Here is a 15,296-nt window from a genome sequence, read left to right on the forward strand (position 1 = left end):
GGACGTGCACAGGGGTACTTGGCAGCGCCACGCTAGATGGGAATGAATGTCAAGAGCGGGTTCTGGCCGAAGTCATGTGAAAACCATTGCCAACTGTTGAAGCGGTGAGGGTCTGGACTGGAAATCCAAGCATTGGACGCGTAGTCTAAATCCATGCGAGAGGCTCTGACCGCGGAACGGGATGCGATCCTCGCCGCGCTGACACCGGTCGTCGAAGGAATCGCCGCGACCTTCGGGCCGGTCTGCGAGGTCGTGCTGCACGACTACCGGAACCCGGAGAAGTCGGTGGTCGCCGTCGCCGGATCGGTGACCGGGCGGACGGTGGGCGGTGCGATGAGCGAGATCGGCATGCGCGTCCTCGCCCGGGGCGACGAGGCGGCCGACGAGCTGAACTACGTGACCCGCACCCGGAACGGGACGCTGGTGAAGTCCTCCACGATGGTGCTGCGGGACTCCACGGCCACCGTGTTCGGCGCGCTCTGCGTCAACGTGGACGTCAGTGCCGTCAGCCAGGTCCACGGCCTGCTCGGCGCGCTCGCCGGAATCCGCCCCGAGCCGGCGGAGCTGCCGACCACCACCTTCGGCAACGACATCGACGCCGTGGTCGACGCCCTCGTCGACGTCCACCAGTCGAAGCAGCGGGGGAGCTGGGCGGAGCTGGACCGCGCGGAGCGCCTGGAGCTGTTCGGCGGGCTGGACACGCGCGGTGTCTTCGCCGTGCGCGGCGCGGTCGAGCAGGTCGCCGCCCGGCTCGGCATCTCCCGCGCCTCCGCCTACAACTACCTCTCCCAGGCCCGGGCCGCCCACGACACTTCCACCGGAGGATCCGCGTGACGACCACCACCCCACCGGTCACCCTCGACGACGTCCGGGACGCCGCCGCCCGGCTCAAGGGCGTCGCCCACCGCACCCCGGTGCTGCGCTCCCGCACCCTCGACGCGCTCGCCGGTGCCGAGGTCCACCTCAAGTGCGAGAACCTCCAGCGCGTCGGAGCCTTCAAGTTCCGCGGCGCCTACAACGCCGCCTCCCGCCTCACCCCCGAGCAGCTGTCGCGGGGCATCGCCGCCTACTCCTCCGGCAATCACGCCCAGGCCGTCGCCCTGGCCGCCCGTGAGCTCGGCACCACCGCGGTGATCGTCATGCCGGAGGACGCCCCGCCGTCCAAGCGGGCGGCCGCCGCCGGATACGGCGCCGAGATCGTCACCTACGACCGCTACACCGGCGACCGCGTGGCCATCGCCGAGGCCCTGGCCGCCGAGCGGGGGCTCACCCTCATCCCGCCGTACGAGCATCCGCACGTCATGGCCGGCCAGGGTACGGCCGCGCTCGAACTCCTCGAAGAAGCAGGGGAGTTGGGGGCGATCGTGGCACCGGTCGGGGGTGGCGGGCTCATGGCCGGGAGCGCCACGGTGGCCAAGGGGCTGCACCCGGACATCCGGATGATCGGCGTCGAACCGGAGGCCGGGGACGACACCAAGCGCTCGCTGGAGGCCGGACGGCGCATCAGCATCCCGGTGCCGCACACCATCGCCGACGGACAGGCCCTGCACACACCGGGCGAACTCACCTTCTCCGTCAACCGGCGGCTCGTCGACGAGATCGCGCTGGTGACCGACGACGAGATCCGGGGCGCGATGCGGTTCGCCTTCGAACGTCTGAAGATCGTCCTCGAGCCCAGTGGCGCCACCCCGCTCGCCGCCCTGCTGGCCGGCCGCGCGGACCGTCTCCCGCACCGCGTCGGCGTCATCCTCTCCGGCGGCAACATCGACGCCGGGCGCTTCGCCGCGCTCTGCGGAAACGAGGTCTGAGCGGGCGTCCTTCTGCTGGCGGCCCCGGATGGACGGGCGGACGATTGAGGGGTAGGAGGCCGGCCGCCGACGGCGGTGTCCAGGGCCGCCGGGGAGACCGGCCCCCGGCCGCGGTGCTTCGCGGCCGGAAGGGAGCGCGTCATGTTGGAAGTGAAGACGCTCGACAAGCCGGACGAGCGGCGTGATTTTCCCCGTGGGCACCTCGAAGCCGTCCACATGACGGATCTCGACTTCGCTGTGGCGACCTTCGAGCCCGGCTGGCGCTGGACGGAGTCCGTGGCCCAGCTCGCCGGTACCGAGACCTGTCAGATGCACCACAACTGCTTCATGCTCCAGGGCCGGATGCACATCCTCATGGACGACGGCGGCGAGAGCGAGGTCGGTCCAGGCGACGTCTTCGTGTGCACGCCGGGCCACGACGCCTGGGTGGTGGGTGACGAGCAGGTCGTGGTCTACGACTTCCAGGGGCAGACAGCGAGGGAGTACGCGAAGCCGGCGTAGCGCCCCCAGCCCTGAGGAAACCGATCGGTTTACATCCCCTCCGGGGGGGGCGATCGGTTTCCCGTGTGGAGTCACCGGCGGCAGCCGAGGCATCGGCCGGGCGCTGTTCGAGGCCCTGTACGAGCAGGGTGCGAAGAAGGTGTATGCCACCGCCCGGGGCCGGCGGCCGACCCCGCCGCTCTCTACCCGCAGCTCGCCGTCGTCTGATCACGCCCTTGGTCACACCGGCAGCAGCCGCGCCACCAGGGCGCTGAGCTGTCCGGTATTGCGGCATTCGTGCATCTCGACCAGCTCGGCGTAGACCGGCGCGACGGAATCGCCCGTGCCCCACAGGGACCGCTGCTCGGGGTTCAGCCAGTAGACACGGCGCGCCCGTTCGGCGATCCGCCGTACGGCGGGCAGATTCGGGTCGCTCCGGTTCGTCCGGGCGTCCCCGAGGACGAACACGGTCGTGCGCGGACCGACCACGTCGCCGTGGATCTCCGCGAACTCGCCCAGCGCCGTGCCGTAGTCGCTGCTGTCGTGCCATCCGGTGAGGGCGGCCTCCGCCCCGATGCGGGCGCTGAGCCCCTCCGGGTCCGCGGTGCCGTGCCGCAGGAGCGCGGTCACCTCGTCGATCCGGTTGACGAAGGCGAACACCCGCACCTTGCTGAACTGGTCGTGCAGCGCCTGGACCAGCAGCATCGTGAAGTCCGAGAAGCCGGACACCGACCCCGACACATCGCACAGCAGCACCAGTTCGGGGCGGGCCGGGCGGCGCCGGCGCAGCACCGGTTTCATCGGCACCCCGCCCGTCGACAGCGAACCGCGCAGGGTTCGCCGCAGGTCGATCGTGCCCCGGGAGGCGCGGCGGCGCCGGGCCGCGAGCCGGGTCGCGAGCTTGCGGGCGAGCGGCTGAACCGCCCTGCGCAGCTCCGCCAGCCGGGCCTTCCCGGCGAACAGGAAGTCGACCTGCTCGGCGGTCGGGGCCACCGCCCGCCGGGCGATCTCGTCCCGGTCGCGCCGCTCGGCCACCCGGCGCCGCGCCTCCGTGGCCACCAACGCGCGGAAACCGTCGATGCGTCGCCGGATCTCGTCCTCCAGCAGCCGGTCGGCGAACCCCGAACTGCCGCCCTGCCCCCGCACGTTGTCGCGGACCCGAGCGAGCAGGGTCCCCGGGCGCAGCCGTTCGAGCGCCTGGTACGACGACCAGCCGTCCGACTCCGGCGAGGAGCCGTAACCCCCGAAACCGTCGACCGCCTCGATCGCCAGCCGGCCCAGCATCGCCTGGTCGTCGGCGGCGAGCGCGGCTGCCAGCCGGTCGCGCAGGTCGTCCCGTCCGGCGGCCTTCCGCTCCGGGCCGCCGACGCCCCGCGGGAAGTACAGGTCGAAGACCGGGTCGAACACCTGCCGTTGCCCGGCGCCGTGCAGCAGCGTCGCCGCCAGCCCCTCGCGCAGCAGCTCCCGGTCGGCGAGGCCGAGCGCCACGATCGCCTGCCCCGCGTCGACCGTCTCGCCGGTGCCGATCCGGATGCCGTGCGCGCGCAACGCCCCGACCAGGGACGTCAGCCGCTCCGCGACACCCGGGCCCGTCGGGGTGGTGGTCACAGCGTGTCCAGGTCGAGCTTGGCGCTCGCCTTGAGGACGTCCTCCTGATGCTTGAGGAGCACACCCAGGGTGGCCCGCACGACCGTCTCGTCCAGAGTGCCGGCGCCCAGCGCGAGCAGGGTGCGCGCCCAGTCGATGGTCTCGGCGACCGACGGCACCTTGTGCAGGTCCATCGCCCGCAGCGCACCCACCACCCGGACCACCGAACGGGCCAGCGCCTCGTCGAGCCCCGGCACCTTCAGCCGTACGATCCGGCGCTCCAACTCCTCGTCCGGGAAGCCGATGTGGAGGAAGAGGCAGCGACGGCGCAGCGCCTCGGACAGCTCCCGGCTCGCGTTGGAGGTCAGGACGACGAAGGGGCGGCGCGTCGCCGAGATGGTGCCCAGCTCGGGCACGGTCACCTGGAAGTCGCTGAGCACCTCCAGGAGCAGACCCTCCACCTCGACGTCGGCCTTGTCGGTCTCGTCGATCAGCAGCACCTTCGGGTCGTTTCCCCGGATGGCGGTCAGCAGCGGCCGGGTGAGCAGGAACTCCTCGCCGAAGATGTCCGTGCGCGTCTCGTCCCACGACTCGTCGCGGCCCGCGCTGATGCGCAGGAGCTGCTTGGCGTGGTTCCACTCGTACAGCGCCCGGGACTCGTCGACCCCCTCGTAGCACTGGAGGCGCACGAGCCGCGCGCCCGCGACCTCGGCGACGGCCTTGGCGAGCTCCGTCTTGCCGACCCCGGCCGGGCCCTCGACCAGCAGCGGCTTGCCCAGCCGGTCGGCGAGGAAGACGGTCGTGGCGACGGCGGGCGAGGCGAGATACCCGGTCCCGGCCAGACGTGCGGAGACGTCGTCGACGGATGTGAACAACGGGGCCTCCAGGTCAGCGGCGAGGATCAGAGCACTATCTAAGCGCTTGTTCAGCCAGGATGTCACGGGGTTCCGGGTGCCGGAAGGCGGTAGACCGATCGGTACCGCGAGGGCGTCTCCGTCGGAGTGGAGGCGCTGTGCGAGACCGGCACTCCGCGCGAGCGGGATTCTGGATGTCTTCGAACGACTGGAGAAGGCTGCGGCCGAAGCCGCCTACCAGGATCTGCCCCTGTCTCGTCGCGAGTGCGATCGAGACCCTGGACGGTCTGACCACGGCGACCGTGACCGCGTTGCTGAACGCGTCCGGCACGCGGGTGAGGGGGCGGCCGCCGAAGCACCCGGAAAAGGGGCGGCCGCCGAAGCGACCGCCCCTCTCGGCCGTCCTGTTCGTCACGCCACCGCGACCGCCCCGACGGCCGGTGTGCGCAGCGTCCGCCGGGCCGTGGCCAGGCTCGTGCCCAGCGTCACCACCGCCGCGACCGCGACGACCGCCGTGCCGATGCCGAAGAACTCGCCCGGCACCACCTCGTCGGTGCGCACCACGGTGAAGGGGACGACCCCCGCCAGCGCCGCCAGCGTGCCGAAGAACACGCCCGTGACCATCAGGATCAGCCCCTCAGCCCCCACCAGCCCGAGCACCTGCCCCGGAGTGGCCCCCGCGAGGCGCTGCTGCCCGAACTCCCGGAGCCGGTAACTGGTCGCCGCGTAGAGCGAGTTGACCAGCATGACGCACACGAAGACCACGATGATCCCGACGACCGTGAGGTTGAGCGTCTCGAGGTTCTTCGCGTCGACCGACTTGACCGTTCCCGAAGCCTCGACGGCGTCGCTCTCCACCGCCTGCATGGTCAGCGTCGCGGAGGCGACCGCCGTGAACAGGATCAGCGACATCAGGATCCCGGCGAGCTGCCCGGCCCGCTCGCGCAGATTGCGCACCGCCAGCCAGCCGCTCGCGCCGCCGAGCGGCAGCCGGTCCAGCACGACCGCCAGCAGCCGCGGCGCCCGCAGCGCGCACCCGACGGACAGCAGGATCGCCCCGTACGCCGGCGGCGCCATCAGCGCGGAGTCCGTCGCCGAGAACACGAACGTCGAGGTCGCCGAGACGGCACCGGCCACCAGAGCCGCGTAGGCGAGGACCGTCCGCGCCCGGCCGCCCCGCTGCCGGCTCCCGCCCGTCGCACGCCGCACGGCGAGGAACGCGGCCCCCACGGCGGCGAGCAGCGTGATGCCGACACCCGACGCCGAAGCCACCGGACCGAAGGAGTACTCGACGGACCGCGCGACCTGACCGCTGTCCTGGAACACCTCCAGCAACGCCCGGCCGCCGAGCAGCGCCGGGCCGATCGCCAGCGCCGCGCCCACCAGGGCCACGGCCAGCGCCTCACCCACGACCATCCGCTTGAGCTGCGCCGGAGTCGCCCCCGAGCAGCGCAACAGCTCCATCTCCGCGGCCCGCTGACGCACGTTCACCGTCAGCGTCGAGGCGATCGCGAAGAACACCAGCAGGGTGCCGTAACCGCCGACCACGCCCGCCGCGGTGGACAGGGTCTCCTTGCTCACCGGGTCCACGCCCGGCTGCCCGGCCGTGTCGTGCATCGAGTTGAACGTCATGACGATCGCCGCGCCGAGGAACGCGGACAGCAGGGTCGCGAGAAACCGCCCGGGCCGCTGCCGTATCGACCGCATCGCGAGGACGAACACGGCTCACACCCCCGCCCGCACGTCGTCGCCCAGGTGCGCCAGCCGCTCCGCGACGGCGTCCGCCGTCGGCGCGTCCATCCGGCCCGCGAGCCGGCCGTCCGCCAGGAACAGCACGGAGTCGGCGTAGGAGGCGGCGACCGGGTCGTGCGTCACCATCACCACGGTCCGCCCGTGCACCCGCACCGCCTGCCGGAGCAGTTCCAGCACGTCCCGCGCGCTGCGTGTGTCCAGCGCGCCCGTTGGCTCGTCCGCGAAGATCACCCGCGGTTCGGTGACGAGCGCCCGGGCGATCGCGACCCGCTGGCGCTGACCGCCCGACAACTGATCGGGCCGGTGCCCCAGCCGGTCACCCAGTCCCACCGCCGTCAGCACCTCGCGGACCCGCCGCCGGTCCACCCGCCGCCCGGCCAGCTTCAGCGGCAGCACAGTGTTCTGAGCGACCGTCAGCGTCTCCAGCAGGTTGTACTGCTGGAACACGAACCCGATCCGGCCGCGGCGGAACCTCGTCAGCTCGGCCTCCCCGCCGCCCGTCAGCTCCGTGCCGTCGACCTGCACGATCCCGCTGTCGGGCCGGTCCAGCCCCGCCGCGCACTGCAGCAGCGTCGACTTGCCGGAACCGGACGGCCCCATCACCGCCGTGAACGTGCCACGCCCCAGACCGAGCGTCACACCGTCCAGGGCGGTCACGGCGCTGTCGGCGCTCCCGTACGTCTTGGTGACCTTGACCAGCCGCAGCGCCTCGGCCGCGGGCCTCGGGCCCTGGTCCTGTCGTGGACCGGTACGCACCATCGTCGTCCCCCTTCGTCCGACACGCCCTGTGTCTCGTCCTCGACGCTACGCAGAAGGCGACGTGACCACACTGGCCGCAGAGCCCGTATCGGGGGGTGTACTCAGCGACACCCCGGGGGCACCCGATCACACCAGCACCGAACGTCTGCCTCGCATCCGACCAGGCCTCGGCGACCACGGGTGGCGCCCTGCGCGTCGACGGCGGCTACGTCGACTCGGTCCTGCCCTGACCGACCAGCACCACCTCCAGCGTGCGCGGCCCGTGCACCCCCTCGACCCGGTCCAGCTCGATGTCACTGGTCGCCGACGGCCCTGAGATCCACGTCAACGGGCGTGCCGGGTCGAGGCGTTCGAGGCCCTGCGGCACCGACGACACGACCTGCCCGGGGACGCGGACCACGCAGATGTGGTGGTCCGGGACGAGGGTGATCCGGCGCCGCCCTTGGTCGGGCGAGCCGTCGAGGACGATCGTGCCGGTCTCGGCGATGGCGACGGCACACCCGGTGACGACACTGTCGACCCGGTCGAGTTCGTGCGGCGTGCTCACGGCCCGGTCGTGGACGCGTGTCACGTCGACCGCCTTGAGCCAGTGCGGCGGCAGTTCGGGAGGCACCAGCACGGATCGCGCGCCCCGTTCCGCCAGGAGCCGCATGAGCACGTCCGGCAACTCGTCGTCCGTGCAGCGATGCACGACCGCCCGGTAGTCCGCCAGGTTCTCGGCGAGCAGATCCACCGTCTCCCCGACGGTCCGCTGCCCGTGCTCGCGCAGATAGTCCCGCGCGATCGGCGCCTCGTCGGCCGGCACGTCCGCCAGCGCGCGCCGCACCCGGCCCAGGATCCGCTCCCTGCTGTTCACTTGACCCCGTCCTTCCCACCACGTGTGCGCTGCCACCAGTCCCGGAACGGCTCGGCCGGCACCGGCGGCAGATCCCGGGTCCCGCTCCAGGCCCGGCCGGGCCCCGGCAGCGTACGGGGATGGAAACGGCGGGTCCGGGACGCGGCGCGCTGGCCGCCGCGCAGCACGCCCGGATGCGTGAACGCCCAGCGGGCCGCCCGCATCGCCGCCCGCTCGGCGGCATGCCCCTTCGCGGGCCGCAGCACCACCTTGTTGCCCTCGCGGGTGACCTCCCCGCCCTCCACGACCCGCTCCCGCAGATGCACCAGCACCTCAGGGATGTCGATGGCGACCGGGCACACCTCGTAGCACGCCCCGCACAGCGAGGACGCGTACGGCAGCGAGGCGTCGATCTCGCTGGCCGTACCCCGGAGTTGAGGGCTGAGGATCGCGCCGATCGGACCCGGGTACACCGAGCCGTAGGCGTGGCCGCCGGCTCGCTCGTACACCGGGCAGACGTTGAGGCACGCCGAGCAGCGGATGCAGCGCAGCGCCTGCCGGCCGACCTCGTCGGCGAGGGTGTCGGTGCGGCCGTTGTCCAGCAGCACGAGATGGAACGTGCCGGGCCCGTCCTGGTCCGTCGTGCCGGTCCACGTCGAGGTGTAGGGGTTCATGCGCTCGGCTGTCGACGAGCGGGGGAGAGTCTGGAGGAACACCTCCAGGTCCCGCCACGTGGGCACGATCTTCTCGATGCCGACGACCGAGATCAGCGTCTCCGGCAGGGTCAGGCACATCCGGCCGTTGCCCTCCGACTCCACGACCACCAGGGTGCCCGTCTCGGCGACCATGAAGTTGGCGCCGGAGATGCCGACCTTGGCGCGCAGGAACTTCTCCCGCAGGTGCAGCCGGGCCGCCTCGGCGAGTTCGGCGGGCGTGTCGGTGAGGCCCTCGGGGGCCGGGCGGCCCCACTCGCTCATCTCGGAGCGGAAGATGTCCCGGATCTCGCCCCGGTTGCGGTGGATGGCCGGGACGAGGATGTGCGAGGGCCGGTCCTTGCCCAACTGCACGATCAGCTCGGCGAGATCGGTCTCGTAGGCGTGGATGCCCTCGGCCTCCAGCGCCTCGTTGAGCCCGATCTCCTGCGTGGCCATCGACTTGACCTTGACGACCTCCGACTCGCCGGTCATCTTCACGAGCTGCGTGACGATCTCGTTGGCCTCGTCCGCGTCGGCGGCCCAGTGGACGACGCCGCCCGCCGCCGTGACCGACTCCTCCAACTGCTCCAGGTACCGGTCGAGATGGCGCAGCGTGTGGTCCTTGATCCGCTTGCCCGCCTCGCGCAGCTCGGCCCAGTCGGACACCTCCGTCACGGCCTTCGCCCGCTTGGCGCGGATGGTGTGCGTGGCATGCCGCAGATTGCCGCGCAGGGTCTCGTCGCCCAGGGCCTCCCGCGCGGCCTCGGGAAACGCCGGCATGCCGAGATACGTCCCGCTCATACGGCCGGTTCCTCCTCCGTGCTCGCCAGGATCTCCGCGATGTGCACCGGCCGCATGCCGGTCCGCAGCCGGGTCATCGTGCCGCCGATGTGCATCAGACAGGAGTTGTCGGCCGCGCACAGCACCTCGGCGCCCGTCGACTCGGCGTTGCGCACCTTGTCGGTGCCCATCGCCGCCGAGACATCGGAGTTCTTCAGCGCGAAGGTGCCGCCGAACCCGCAGCACTCGTCGGCCCCCGGTAGCTCGGCGAGCTCCAGTCCCTTCACGGCCTGGAGCAGCCGCCGCGGCCGGTCGCCGAGCCCGAGTCCGCGCAGCCCGTGACAGGTCGGGTGGTACGTCACCTTGTGCGGGTAGTACGCCCCGACGTCCGTCACGCCCAGCACGTCCACCAGGAACTCCGTGAGCTCGTACGTCTTCGGCACCACCGGCGCCAGCGTGGCCGCGAGGGTGTCCCCGCGCCCCTCGGCCCGGGCCCGCTCACCCATCCGCGGATACAGCTCCCGCACCATCGCCCCGCACGACCCGGACGGCGTCACGATCGCCTCGTACTCACCGAAGACATCGGAGAAATGCCGGGCGAGCGGCTCGGCCTCGTGACGGTATCCGGTGTTGTAGTGCGCCTGCCCGCAGCAGGTCTGCGCCATCGGGAAGTCGACGTCGACGCCCAGTCTGGTCAGCAGTTTCACCACGGCGCGACCGGTGTCCGGATACAGCGTGTCGTTGACGCAGGTCAGGAACAGGGCGACACGCATCGCGGCTCCTTGTGGTCGATCATCGGATGAGTGAAGCGTAGTGGGGGGACAAGATCCGGGGGAGACCCCGTCAGTCCCCGGCGAGCCGGTCCTGCGCGGCGCGCCACCGCTCGGTCCCGCCGTGCGGCTCGTACCGGGTGAGCGGCTGCGTACGGACGAGCAGCCGCCGCATCCCTTCGAGGTCACCGACCAGACCGTGCGCCCGCGCCTGCACGAGCACGTTCCCCAGGGCGGCGGCCTCGGTCGGCCCTGCGACCACCGGCAGCCCGCAGGCGTCGGCGGTCAGCTGGCACAGCAGCGCGTTGCGCGTACCCCCGCCCACCACGTGCACCACGTCGACCGGATGCCCGGCGAGCCGCTGCGCGTCCTGGACGGCCTTGCGGTGGGCGAGGGCGAGGGAGTCGAGGATGCAGCGCGTCACCTCGGCCGGTGACTCGGGCACCGGCTGCCCCGAGGCGCGGCACGCCTCGGCGATCCGCCCGGGCATCCGCCCCGGCGCGAGAAACGCGGCGTCACCGGCATCGACGACCGACCGCAGCGCCGGCACCTTGGAGGCGTCCAGCAGCAGCGCGCCCAGATCCGTCTCGCCCCAGGCCCGCACGCACTCCTGGAGCAGCCACAGCCCCATGATGTTGCGCAGGTAGCGGACCGTGCCGTCCAGCCCGAGCTCGTTGGTGAAGTTGGCCGCCCGGCTCTCCTCGGTCAGCACCGGAGCGTCCAGCTCCAGACCGGAGAGGGACCAGGTGCCGGTGCAGATGTACGCGAACCGTTCGCCCGATGCCGGTACGGCGGCGACCGCCGACGCGGTGTCGTGCGACCCGACGGCCGTCACCGGCACGGGACCGGTCAGCCCGGTCTCCTCCAGCACCTCCGGCCGCAGCACACCGGCAGCGTCCCCGGGCTGCCGCAGCGGCGCGAACAGCGCGAGATCGATGCCCAGCCGCTCCGCGACCCCATGCGCCCAGTCCCGGGTGCGCGGATCGATCAGCTGGGTCGTCGAGGCGTTGGTCAGCTCCGTGCCCTGCTCACCGGTCAGCCAGTACGTCAGCAGGTCCGGCATCAGCAACAGCCGCCGGGCCCGGCCGAGCTGGGCCGTGGAACGGGCGGCGGTCAGCTGGTACAGAGTGTTGAAGGGCGCGTACTGGAGCCCCGTCGCCGCGTACAGCTCCTCGGCGGGCACGGTAGCCCACACCTTCTCCGCGACGCCCTCGGTACGGCTGTCGCGGTAGTGCACCGGGTTGCCGAGCAGCGCCCCGTCGGCGTCCAGCAGGCCGTAGTCGACGGCCCAGCTGTCGATGCCGACCGAGTCGACCCGTCCGGCCGCCTTCAGCCCGTCCAGCACCCCCGCGTAGAGCCCCAGCACGTCCCAGCGCAGCCCCTCGGGCACCCGCACCGGCCGGTTGGGGAAGCGGTGGGCCTCGCTGAGCTCCAGCGCGTCCGGGCCGACACGGCCGACCATGACGCGCCCGCTGGACGCGCCGAGGTCGACCGCGGCGTACGACTTCACGGCCGCGCTCATCGCAGGAAGGCGGCCGCGACGCCGGCGTCGACCGGGATGTGCAGTCCGGTGGTGTGGGTCAGGTCGCCGCCGGTGAGGGCGAAGACCGCGTTCGCGACATGCTCGGGGAGCACCTCCCGCTTGAGGATGGTCCGCTGCGCGTAGAACTCACCCAGCTTGTCCTCCTCGACCCCGTACACGGCGGCCCGCTTGGCCCCCCACCCCCCGGCGAAGATCCCGGACCCGCGCACCACACCGTCGGGGTTGATCCCGTTGACCCGGACCCCGTGCTCGCCGAGCTCGGCGGCGAGCAGCCGCACCTGGTGGGCCTGGTCCGCCTTGGTGGCCGAGTAGGCGATGTTGTTGGGCCCGGCGAACACGGCGTTCTTCGAGGCGATGTAGACGATGTCGCCCCCGAGCCCCTGCGCGATCATCACCCGCGCCGCTTCCCGCGACACCAGGAAGGAACCGCGCGCCATGATGTCGTGCTGCAGATCCCAGTCCTTGGCGGAGGTCTCCAGCAGCGGCTTGGAGATCGAGATCCCCGCGTTGTTGACGACGAGATCGACTCCGCCGAAGGCCAGCACGGCCGCCCGGAACGCCTCGGCGATCTGCTCCTCGGACGTGACGTCGACCGTCACCGCGACGGCCTTGTCGGCTCCGCCCAGCTCCTCGGCGACGGCCTGGGCGTTCTCGCCGTTGAGGTCCGCGACGACGACACACGCCCCCTCGGCCACGAGCCGGTGCGCGATGGCCTTCCCGATCCCGCTGCCGGCACCGGTGACGAGCGCGACCCGCGTCGCGAGCGCCTTGGGCTTGGGCATCCGCTGGAGCTTGGCCTCCTCCAGCGCCCAGTACTCGATACGGAACTTCTCCGACTCCTCGATGGGCGCGTATGTGGAGACAGCCTCCGCCCCGCGCATCACATTGATGGCGTTGACGTAGAACTCCCCGGCCACCCGGGCGGTCTGCTTGTCCTTGCCGAAGCTGAACATGCCCACGCCCGGGATCAGCACGATCGCCGGGTCGGCGCCCCGCATGGCGGGGGAGTCGGGCAGGGCGTGCCGCTGGTAGTAGGCGGCGTACTCCTCGCGGTACTCGGCGTGCAGCTCCTTGAGCCGGGCGACGGCCTCGTCGAGCGGGGTGCTCGGCGGCAGGTCCAGTACCAGCGGCCGGACCTTGGTCCGCAGGAAGTGGTCCGGGCAGGAGGTGCCCAGCGCGGCCAGCCGCGGATGCTCGGCGCTCGCGAGGAAGTCGAGGACGGCCTCGGAGTCGTTGAAGTGCCCGACCTGAGGGCGGTCCTGGGAGGCGAGGGCGCGCACGTACGGCGCGAGCGCGGCGGCCCGCTCCCGGCGCTCACCGGCACTCAGCGCGGCATACCCCTCGATCACCGGCCCGAACGGCTCGGCCTTCCCGCGCTCGGCGAGGAACTTCTCGGCGGTCCGGATGATGTGCAGCGAGTTCCGCTCGCACTCCTCGGACGTGTCACCCCAGGCCGTGATCCCGTGCCCGCCGAGAACGCACCCGACGGCCTGCGGATTGGCCTCCTTCACGGCGGCGATGTCCAGCCCCAGCTGGAACCCGGGCCGTCGCCACGGCACCCACACCACACTGTCCCCGAAACACTCGGCGGTCAGCTTTTCGCCGTCGGCGGCACAGGCGAGCGCGATGCCGGAGTCCGGGTGCAGATGATCGACATGAGCGGCCTCGACCAGCCCGTGCATGGCGGTGTCGATGGAGGGAGCCGCCCCGCCCTTCCCGTGCAGGCAGTAGTCGAACGCGGCGACCATCTCGTCCTCGCGCTCCACCCCCGGATACACATCGACGAGCGCCCGCATCCGATCCAGCCGCAGCACGGCCAGCCCTGCCTCGGTGAGTGTCCCGAGGTCTCCGCCGGACCCCTTGACCCACATCAGCTCCACATCACCCCCTGTGACGGGATCGATCTCGGTGCCCTTGGCGGAGGCGTTGCCCCCGGCGTAGTTGGTGTTGCGCGGATCGGCCCCGAGCCGATGCGAACGAGCGAGCAGAGCGGCAGCTTCGGGATGGGTTGCCATGCCAGTTCCTTTTCAGAAGAGAGTGAGGTGATGCCCTCAGGGGCGCGGGGAACTGCGCGACCAGCCACTACCGGCCCGCAGCCCGAGTCAGACAGAACCCGGCAGACGCTCACGCACCCCAGCCGGCCTGCTCCCCCCCAACCCGCTCGGCAACGATCTTCTCGGCCCACCCCGAACGCCGGTACGCCGAAACAGGGTCGGGGTCCAGCCCCAGTTCCTCCCGCACCTCGCGCAGCAACGGCCGCACATCCGTGTTGTACGCGTCCATCACCACGGCATTGGCCTCGAGAACATCCCCGGCCGCCTGCGCCGCACCCAGCGCATCCCCGTCGACCAGCAACGCCTTCGCCGTGGCCTCCTGCACATTCATCACCGACCGAATGATCGCCGGGATCTTCGCCTCGATGTTGTGACACTGATCGAGCATGAACGCGACCTCAGGAGCGAACCCCCCACCCCGAATCACCTCGTACATGATCCGGAACAGCTGGAACGGATCCGCCGCCCCCACCATCAGGTCGTCGTCCGCGTAGAACCGCGAGTTGAAGTCGAACCCTCCGAGCTTCCCCTCACGCAACAGCGTCGCCACGATGAACTCGATATTGGTCCCCGGCGCGTGATGCCCCGTGTCGACCACGACCTGCGCCTTCGGCCCGAGCTTCAGACAGTGGGCGTACGCCGTCCCCCAGTCCGGCACATCCGTCGTGTAGAACGCCGGCTCGAAGAACTTGTACTCCAGCAGCATCCGCTGCCCCTCGCCCAGCCGCTCGTAGACCTCCGCGAGCCCCTCGGCCAGCCGGTCCTGCCGCCCCCGGATGTCGTCCTGCCCGGGATAGTTCGTCCCGTCGGCGAACCACAGCTTCAGGTCCGTCGACCCGGTCGCGTCCATGATGTCGACGCACTCCAGCAGATGATCCACGGCCTTCCGGCGCACCGCCGCGTCCGGATGGCAGATGCTCCCGAGCTTGTAGTCGTCGTCCTGGAAGGTGTTGGAGTTGATCGCGCCGAGCCGCACACCACGCCGCTCCGCGTGCTTCGCCAGTGCCGCGTAGTCGTCGACCTTGTCCCACGGAATGTGCAGGGCCACCGTCGGGGCGACCCCGGTGAACTCGTGCACCTTCGCCGCGTCGTCCAGCTTCTCGTACGGATCACGCGGCACGCCCGCCTGCGCGAACACCTTGAACCGGGTGCCCGAGTTCCCGTACGCCCACGACGGCGTCTCGACGGCCTGGGTCTTGAGAGCGGTCTTCGCCGCGGCGAGCTCGGTCACGTCAGGGCTCCTGTGGCATCGGGTCGTAGCGACCACCGAATGAAACGATTCAGGACGCGAAGCTATGGGCCCCCCGAAGGGGTGTCAACCCCTCTGGCTCACACGGTTTCCCGTGACCGGTGCGTGACCTTCTGTCCTCGAAATATTT

The 15,296-nt window shown here is 71.4% G+C and carries 13 protein-coding genes and 1 pseudogene; 4 read left to right on the plus strand and 10 right to left on the minus strand.

Translation table 11 applies throughout. From position 1 onward, the window contains the following. Window positions 1–153: 153 nt before the first annotated feature. The 3 genes from AC07DF_RS08505 to AC07DF_RS08515 all read left to right on the plus strand — a co-directional run bounded on the left by AC07DF_RS08505 (window position 154) and on the right by AC07DF_RS08515 (window position 2,309). Window positions 154–834 (plus strand): helix-turn-helix transcriptional regulator, encoded by a 681-nt coding sequence (locus AC07DF_RS08505; protein ID WP_478968247.1) that lies wholly within the window; start codon window positions 154–156, stop codon window positions 832–834. Then, window positions 831–1,808 (plus strand): pyridoxal-phosphate dependent enzyme, encoded by a 978-nt coding sequence (locus AC07DF_RS08510; protein ID WP_478968249.1) that lies wholly within the window; start codon window positions 831–833, stop codon window positions 1,806–1,808. Before AC07DF_RS08505 ends, AC07DF_RS08510 begins: the two co-directional genes overlap by 4 nt. Before the next feature lie 141 nt (window positions 1,809–1,949). Continuing rightward, a complete protein-coding gene (locus tag AC07DF_RS08515; protein ID WP_478968251.1) occupies window positions 1,950–2,309 on the plus strand; it encodes a cupin domain-containing protein in 360 nt (119 codons plus the stop codon). A 219-nt stretch (window positions 2,310–2,528) separates the two neighbouring features. Here the strand turns inward: AC07DF_RS08515 and AC07DF_RS08520 are convergent, their stop codons facing one another. The 4 genes from AC07DF_RS08520 to AC07DF_RS08535 all read right to left on the minus strand — a co-directional run bounded on the left by AC07DF_RS08520 (window position 2,529) and on the right by AC07DF_RS08535 (window position 7,240). After that, window positions 2,529–3,896 carry a vWA domain-containing protein gene (locus tag AC07DF_RS08520; protein ID WP_478968254.1) on the minus strand — a complete coding sequence of 456 codons (1,368 nt, stop codon included), beginning with the start codon at window positions 3,894–3,896 and terminating at the stop codon, window positions 2,529–2,531. Continuing rightward, window positions 3,893–4,750, minus strand: a complete 858-nt coding sequence (locus AC07DF_RS08525; protein WP_478969460.1) for an AAA family ATPase — start codon at window positions 4,748–4,750, stop codon at window positions 3,893–3,895. The genes AC07DF_RS08520 and AC07DF_RS08525 overlap by 4 nt, the downstream gene beginning before the upstream one ends. 390 nt (window positions 4,751–5,140) lie before the next feature. After that, the gene (locus tag AC07DF_RS08530) at window positions 5,141–6,451 is read right to left on the minus strand and encodes an FtsX-like permease family protein (RefSeq protein ID WP_478968256.1); all 1,311 of its coding nucleotides are present in this window, start codon (window positions 6,449–6,451) and stop codon (window positions 5,141–5,143) included. 3 nt (window positions 6,452–6,454) lie between these two features. Then, window positions 6,455–7,240, minus strand: coding sequence for an ABC transporter ATP-binding protein (locus tag AC07DF_RS08535; RefSeq protein ID WP_478968258.1), 786 nt, complete (start codon window positions 7,238–7,240; stop codon window positions 6,455–6,457). 143 nt (window positions 7,241–7,383) lie between these two features. Here AC07DF_RS08535 and AC07DF_RS08540 point away from each other — a divergent pair. Then, window positions 7,384–7,470: pseudogene (locus AC07DF_RS08540) on the plus strand (oxidoreductase); the annotation flags it as partial. On the opposite strand, the gene AC07DF_RS08545 reads toward AC07DF_RS08540, so the two are convergent. The 6 genes from AC07DF_RS08545 to rhaI all read right to left on the minus strand — a co-directional run bounded on the left by AC07DF_RS08545 (window position 7,446) and on the right by rhaI (window position 15,148). Next, complete coding sequence (locus tag AC07DF_RS08545) at window positions 7,446–8,096, minus strand: LutC/YkgG family protein (protein WP_478968260.1); 651 nt, start codon at window positions 8,094–8,096, stop codon at window positions 7,446–7,448. The pseudogene AC07DF_RS08540 and the gene AC07DF_RS08545 overlap by 25 nt on opposite strands. Then, window positions 8,093–9,571, minus strand: a complete 1,479-nt coding sequence (locus AC07DF_RS08550; protein WP_478968262.1) for a LutB/LldF family L-lactate oxidation iron-sulfur protein — start codon at window positions 9,569–9,571, stop codon at window positions 8,093–8,095. The genes AC07DF_RS08545 and AC07DF_RS08550 overlap by 4 nt, the downstream gene beginning before the upstream one ends. Then, the gene (locus tag AC07DF_RS08555) at window positions 9,568–10,323 is read right to left on the minus strand and encodes a (Fe-S)-binding protein (RefSeq protein WP_478968264.1); all 756 of its coding nucleotides are present in this window, start codon (window positions 10,321–10,323) and stop codon (window positions 9,568–9,570) included. Before AC07DF_RS08555 ends, AC07DF_RS08550 begins: the two co-directional genes overlap by 4 nt. A gap of 70 nt (window positions 10,324–10,393) precedes the next feature. Then, entirely contained in the window at window positions 10,394–11,842 is a 1,449-nt protein-coding gene (locus tag AC07DF_RS08560) for a rhamnulokinase (RefSeq protein ID WP_478968266.1), read from the minus strand. Next, entirely contained in the window at window positions 11,839–13,878 is a 2,040-nt protein-coding gene (locus tag AC07DF_RS08565; protein WP_478968268.1) for a bifunctional aldolase/short-chain dehydrogenase, read from the minus strand. The genes AC07DF_RS08560 and AC07DF_RS08565 overlap by 4 nt, the downstream gene beginning before the upstream one ends. A 109-nt stretch (window positions 13,879–13,987) precedes the next feature. Then, a complete protein-coding gene (gene rhaI, locus AC07DF_RS08570; RefSeq protein WP_478968270.1) occupies window positions 13,988–15,148 on the minus strand; it encodes an L-rhamnose isomerase in 1,161 nt (386 codons plus the stop codon). Window positions 15,149–15,296: the final 148 nt, after the last annotated feature.

It is taken from the genome of Streptomyces sp. NPDC044719, from assembly GCF_056433405.1.

Coding starts and splice junctions, on each gene's coding strand:
- AC07DF_RS08535 (WP_478968258.1), bottom strand. CDS start 7,240: ATGGTGCGTACCGGTCCACGACAGGACCAGGGCCCGAGGCCCGCGGCC.
- AC07DF_RS08560 (WP_478968266.1), bottom strand. CDS start 11,842: ATGAGCGCGGCCGTGAAGTCGTACGCCGCGGTCGACCTCGGCGCGTCC.
- AC07DF_RS08550 (WP_478968262.1), bottom strand. CDS start 9,571: ATGAGCGGGACGTATCTCGGCATGCCGGCGTTTCCCGAGGCCGCGCGG.
- AC07DF_RS08505 (WP_478968247.1), top strand. CDS start 154: ATGCGAGAGGCTCTGACCGCGGAACGGGATGCGATCCTCGCCGCGCTG.
- AC07DF_RS08565 (WP_478968268.1), bottom strand. CDS start 13,878: ATGGCAACCCATCCCGAAGCTGCCGCTCTGCTCGCTCGTTCGCATCGG.
- AC07DF_RS08515 (WP_478968251.1), top strand. CDS start 1,950: ATGTTGGAAGTGAAGACGCTCGACAAGCCGGACGAGCGGCGTGATTTT.
- AC07DF_RS08555 (WP_478968264.1), bottom strand. CDS start 10,323: ATGCGTGTCGCCCTGTTCCTGACCTGCGTCAACGACACGCTGTATCCG.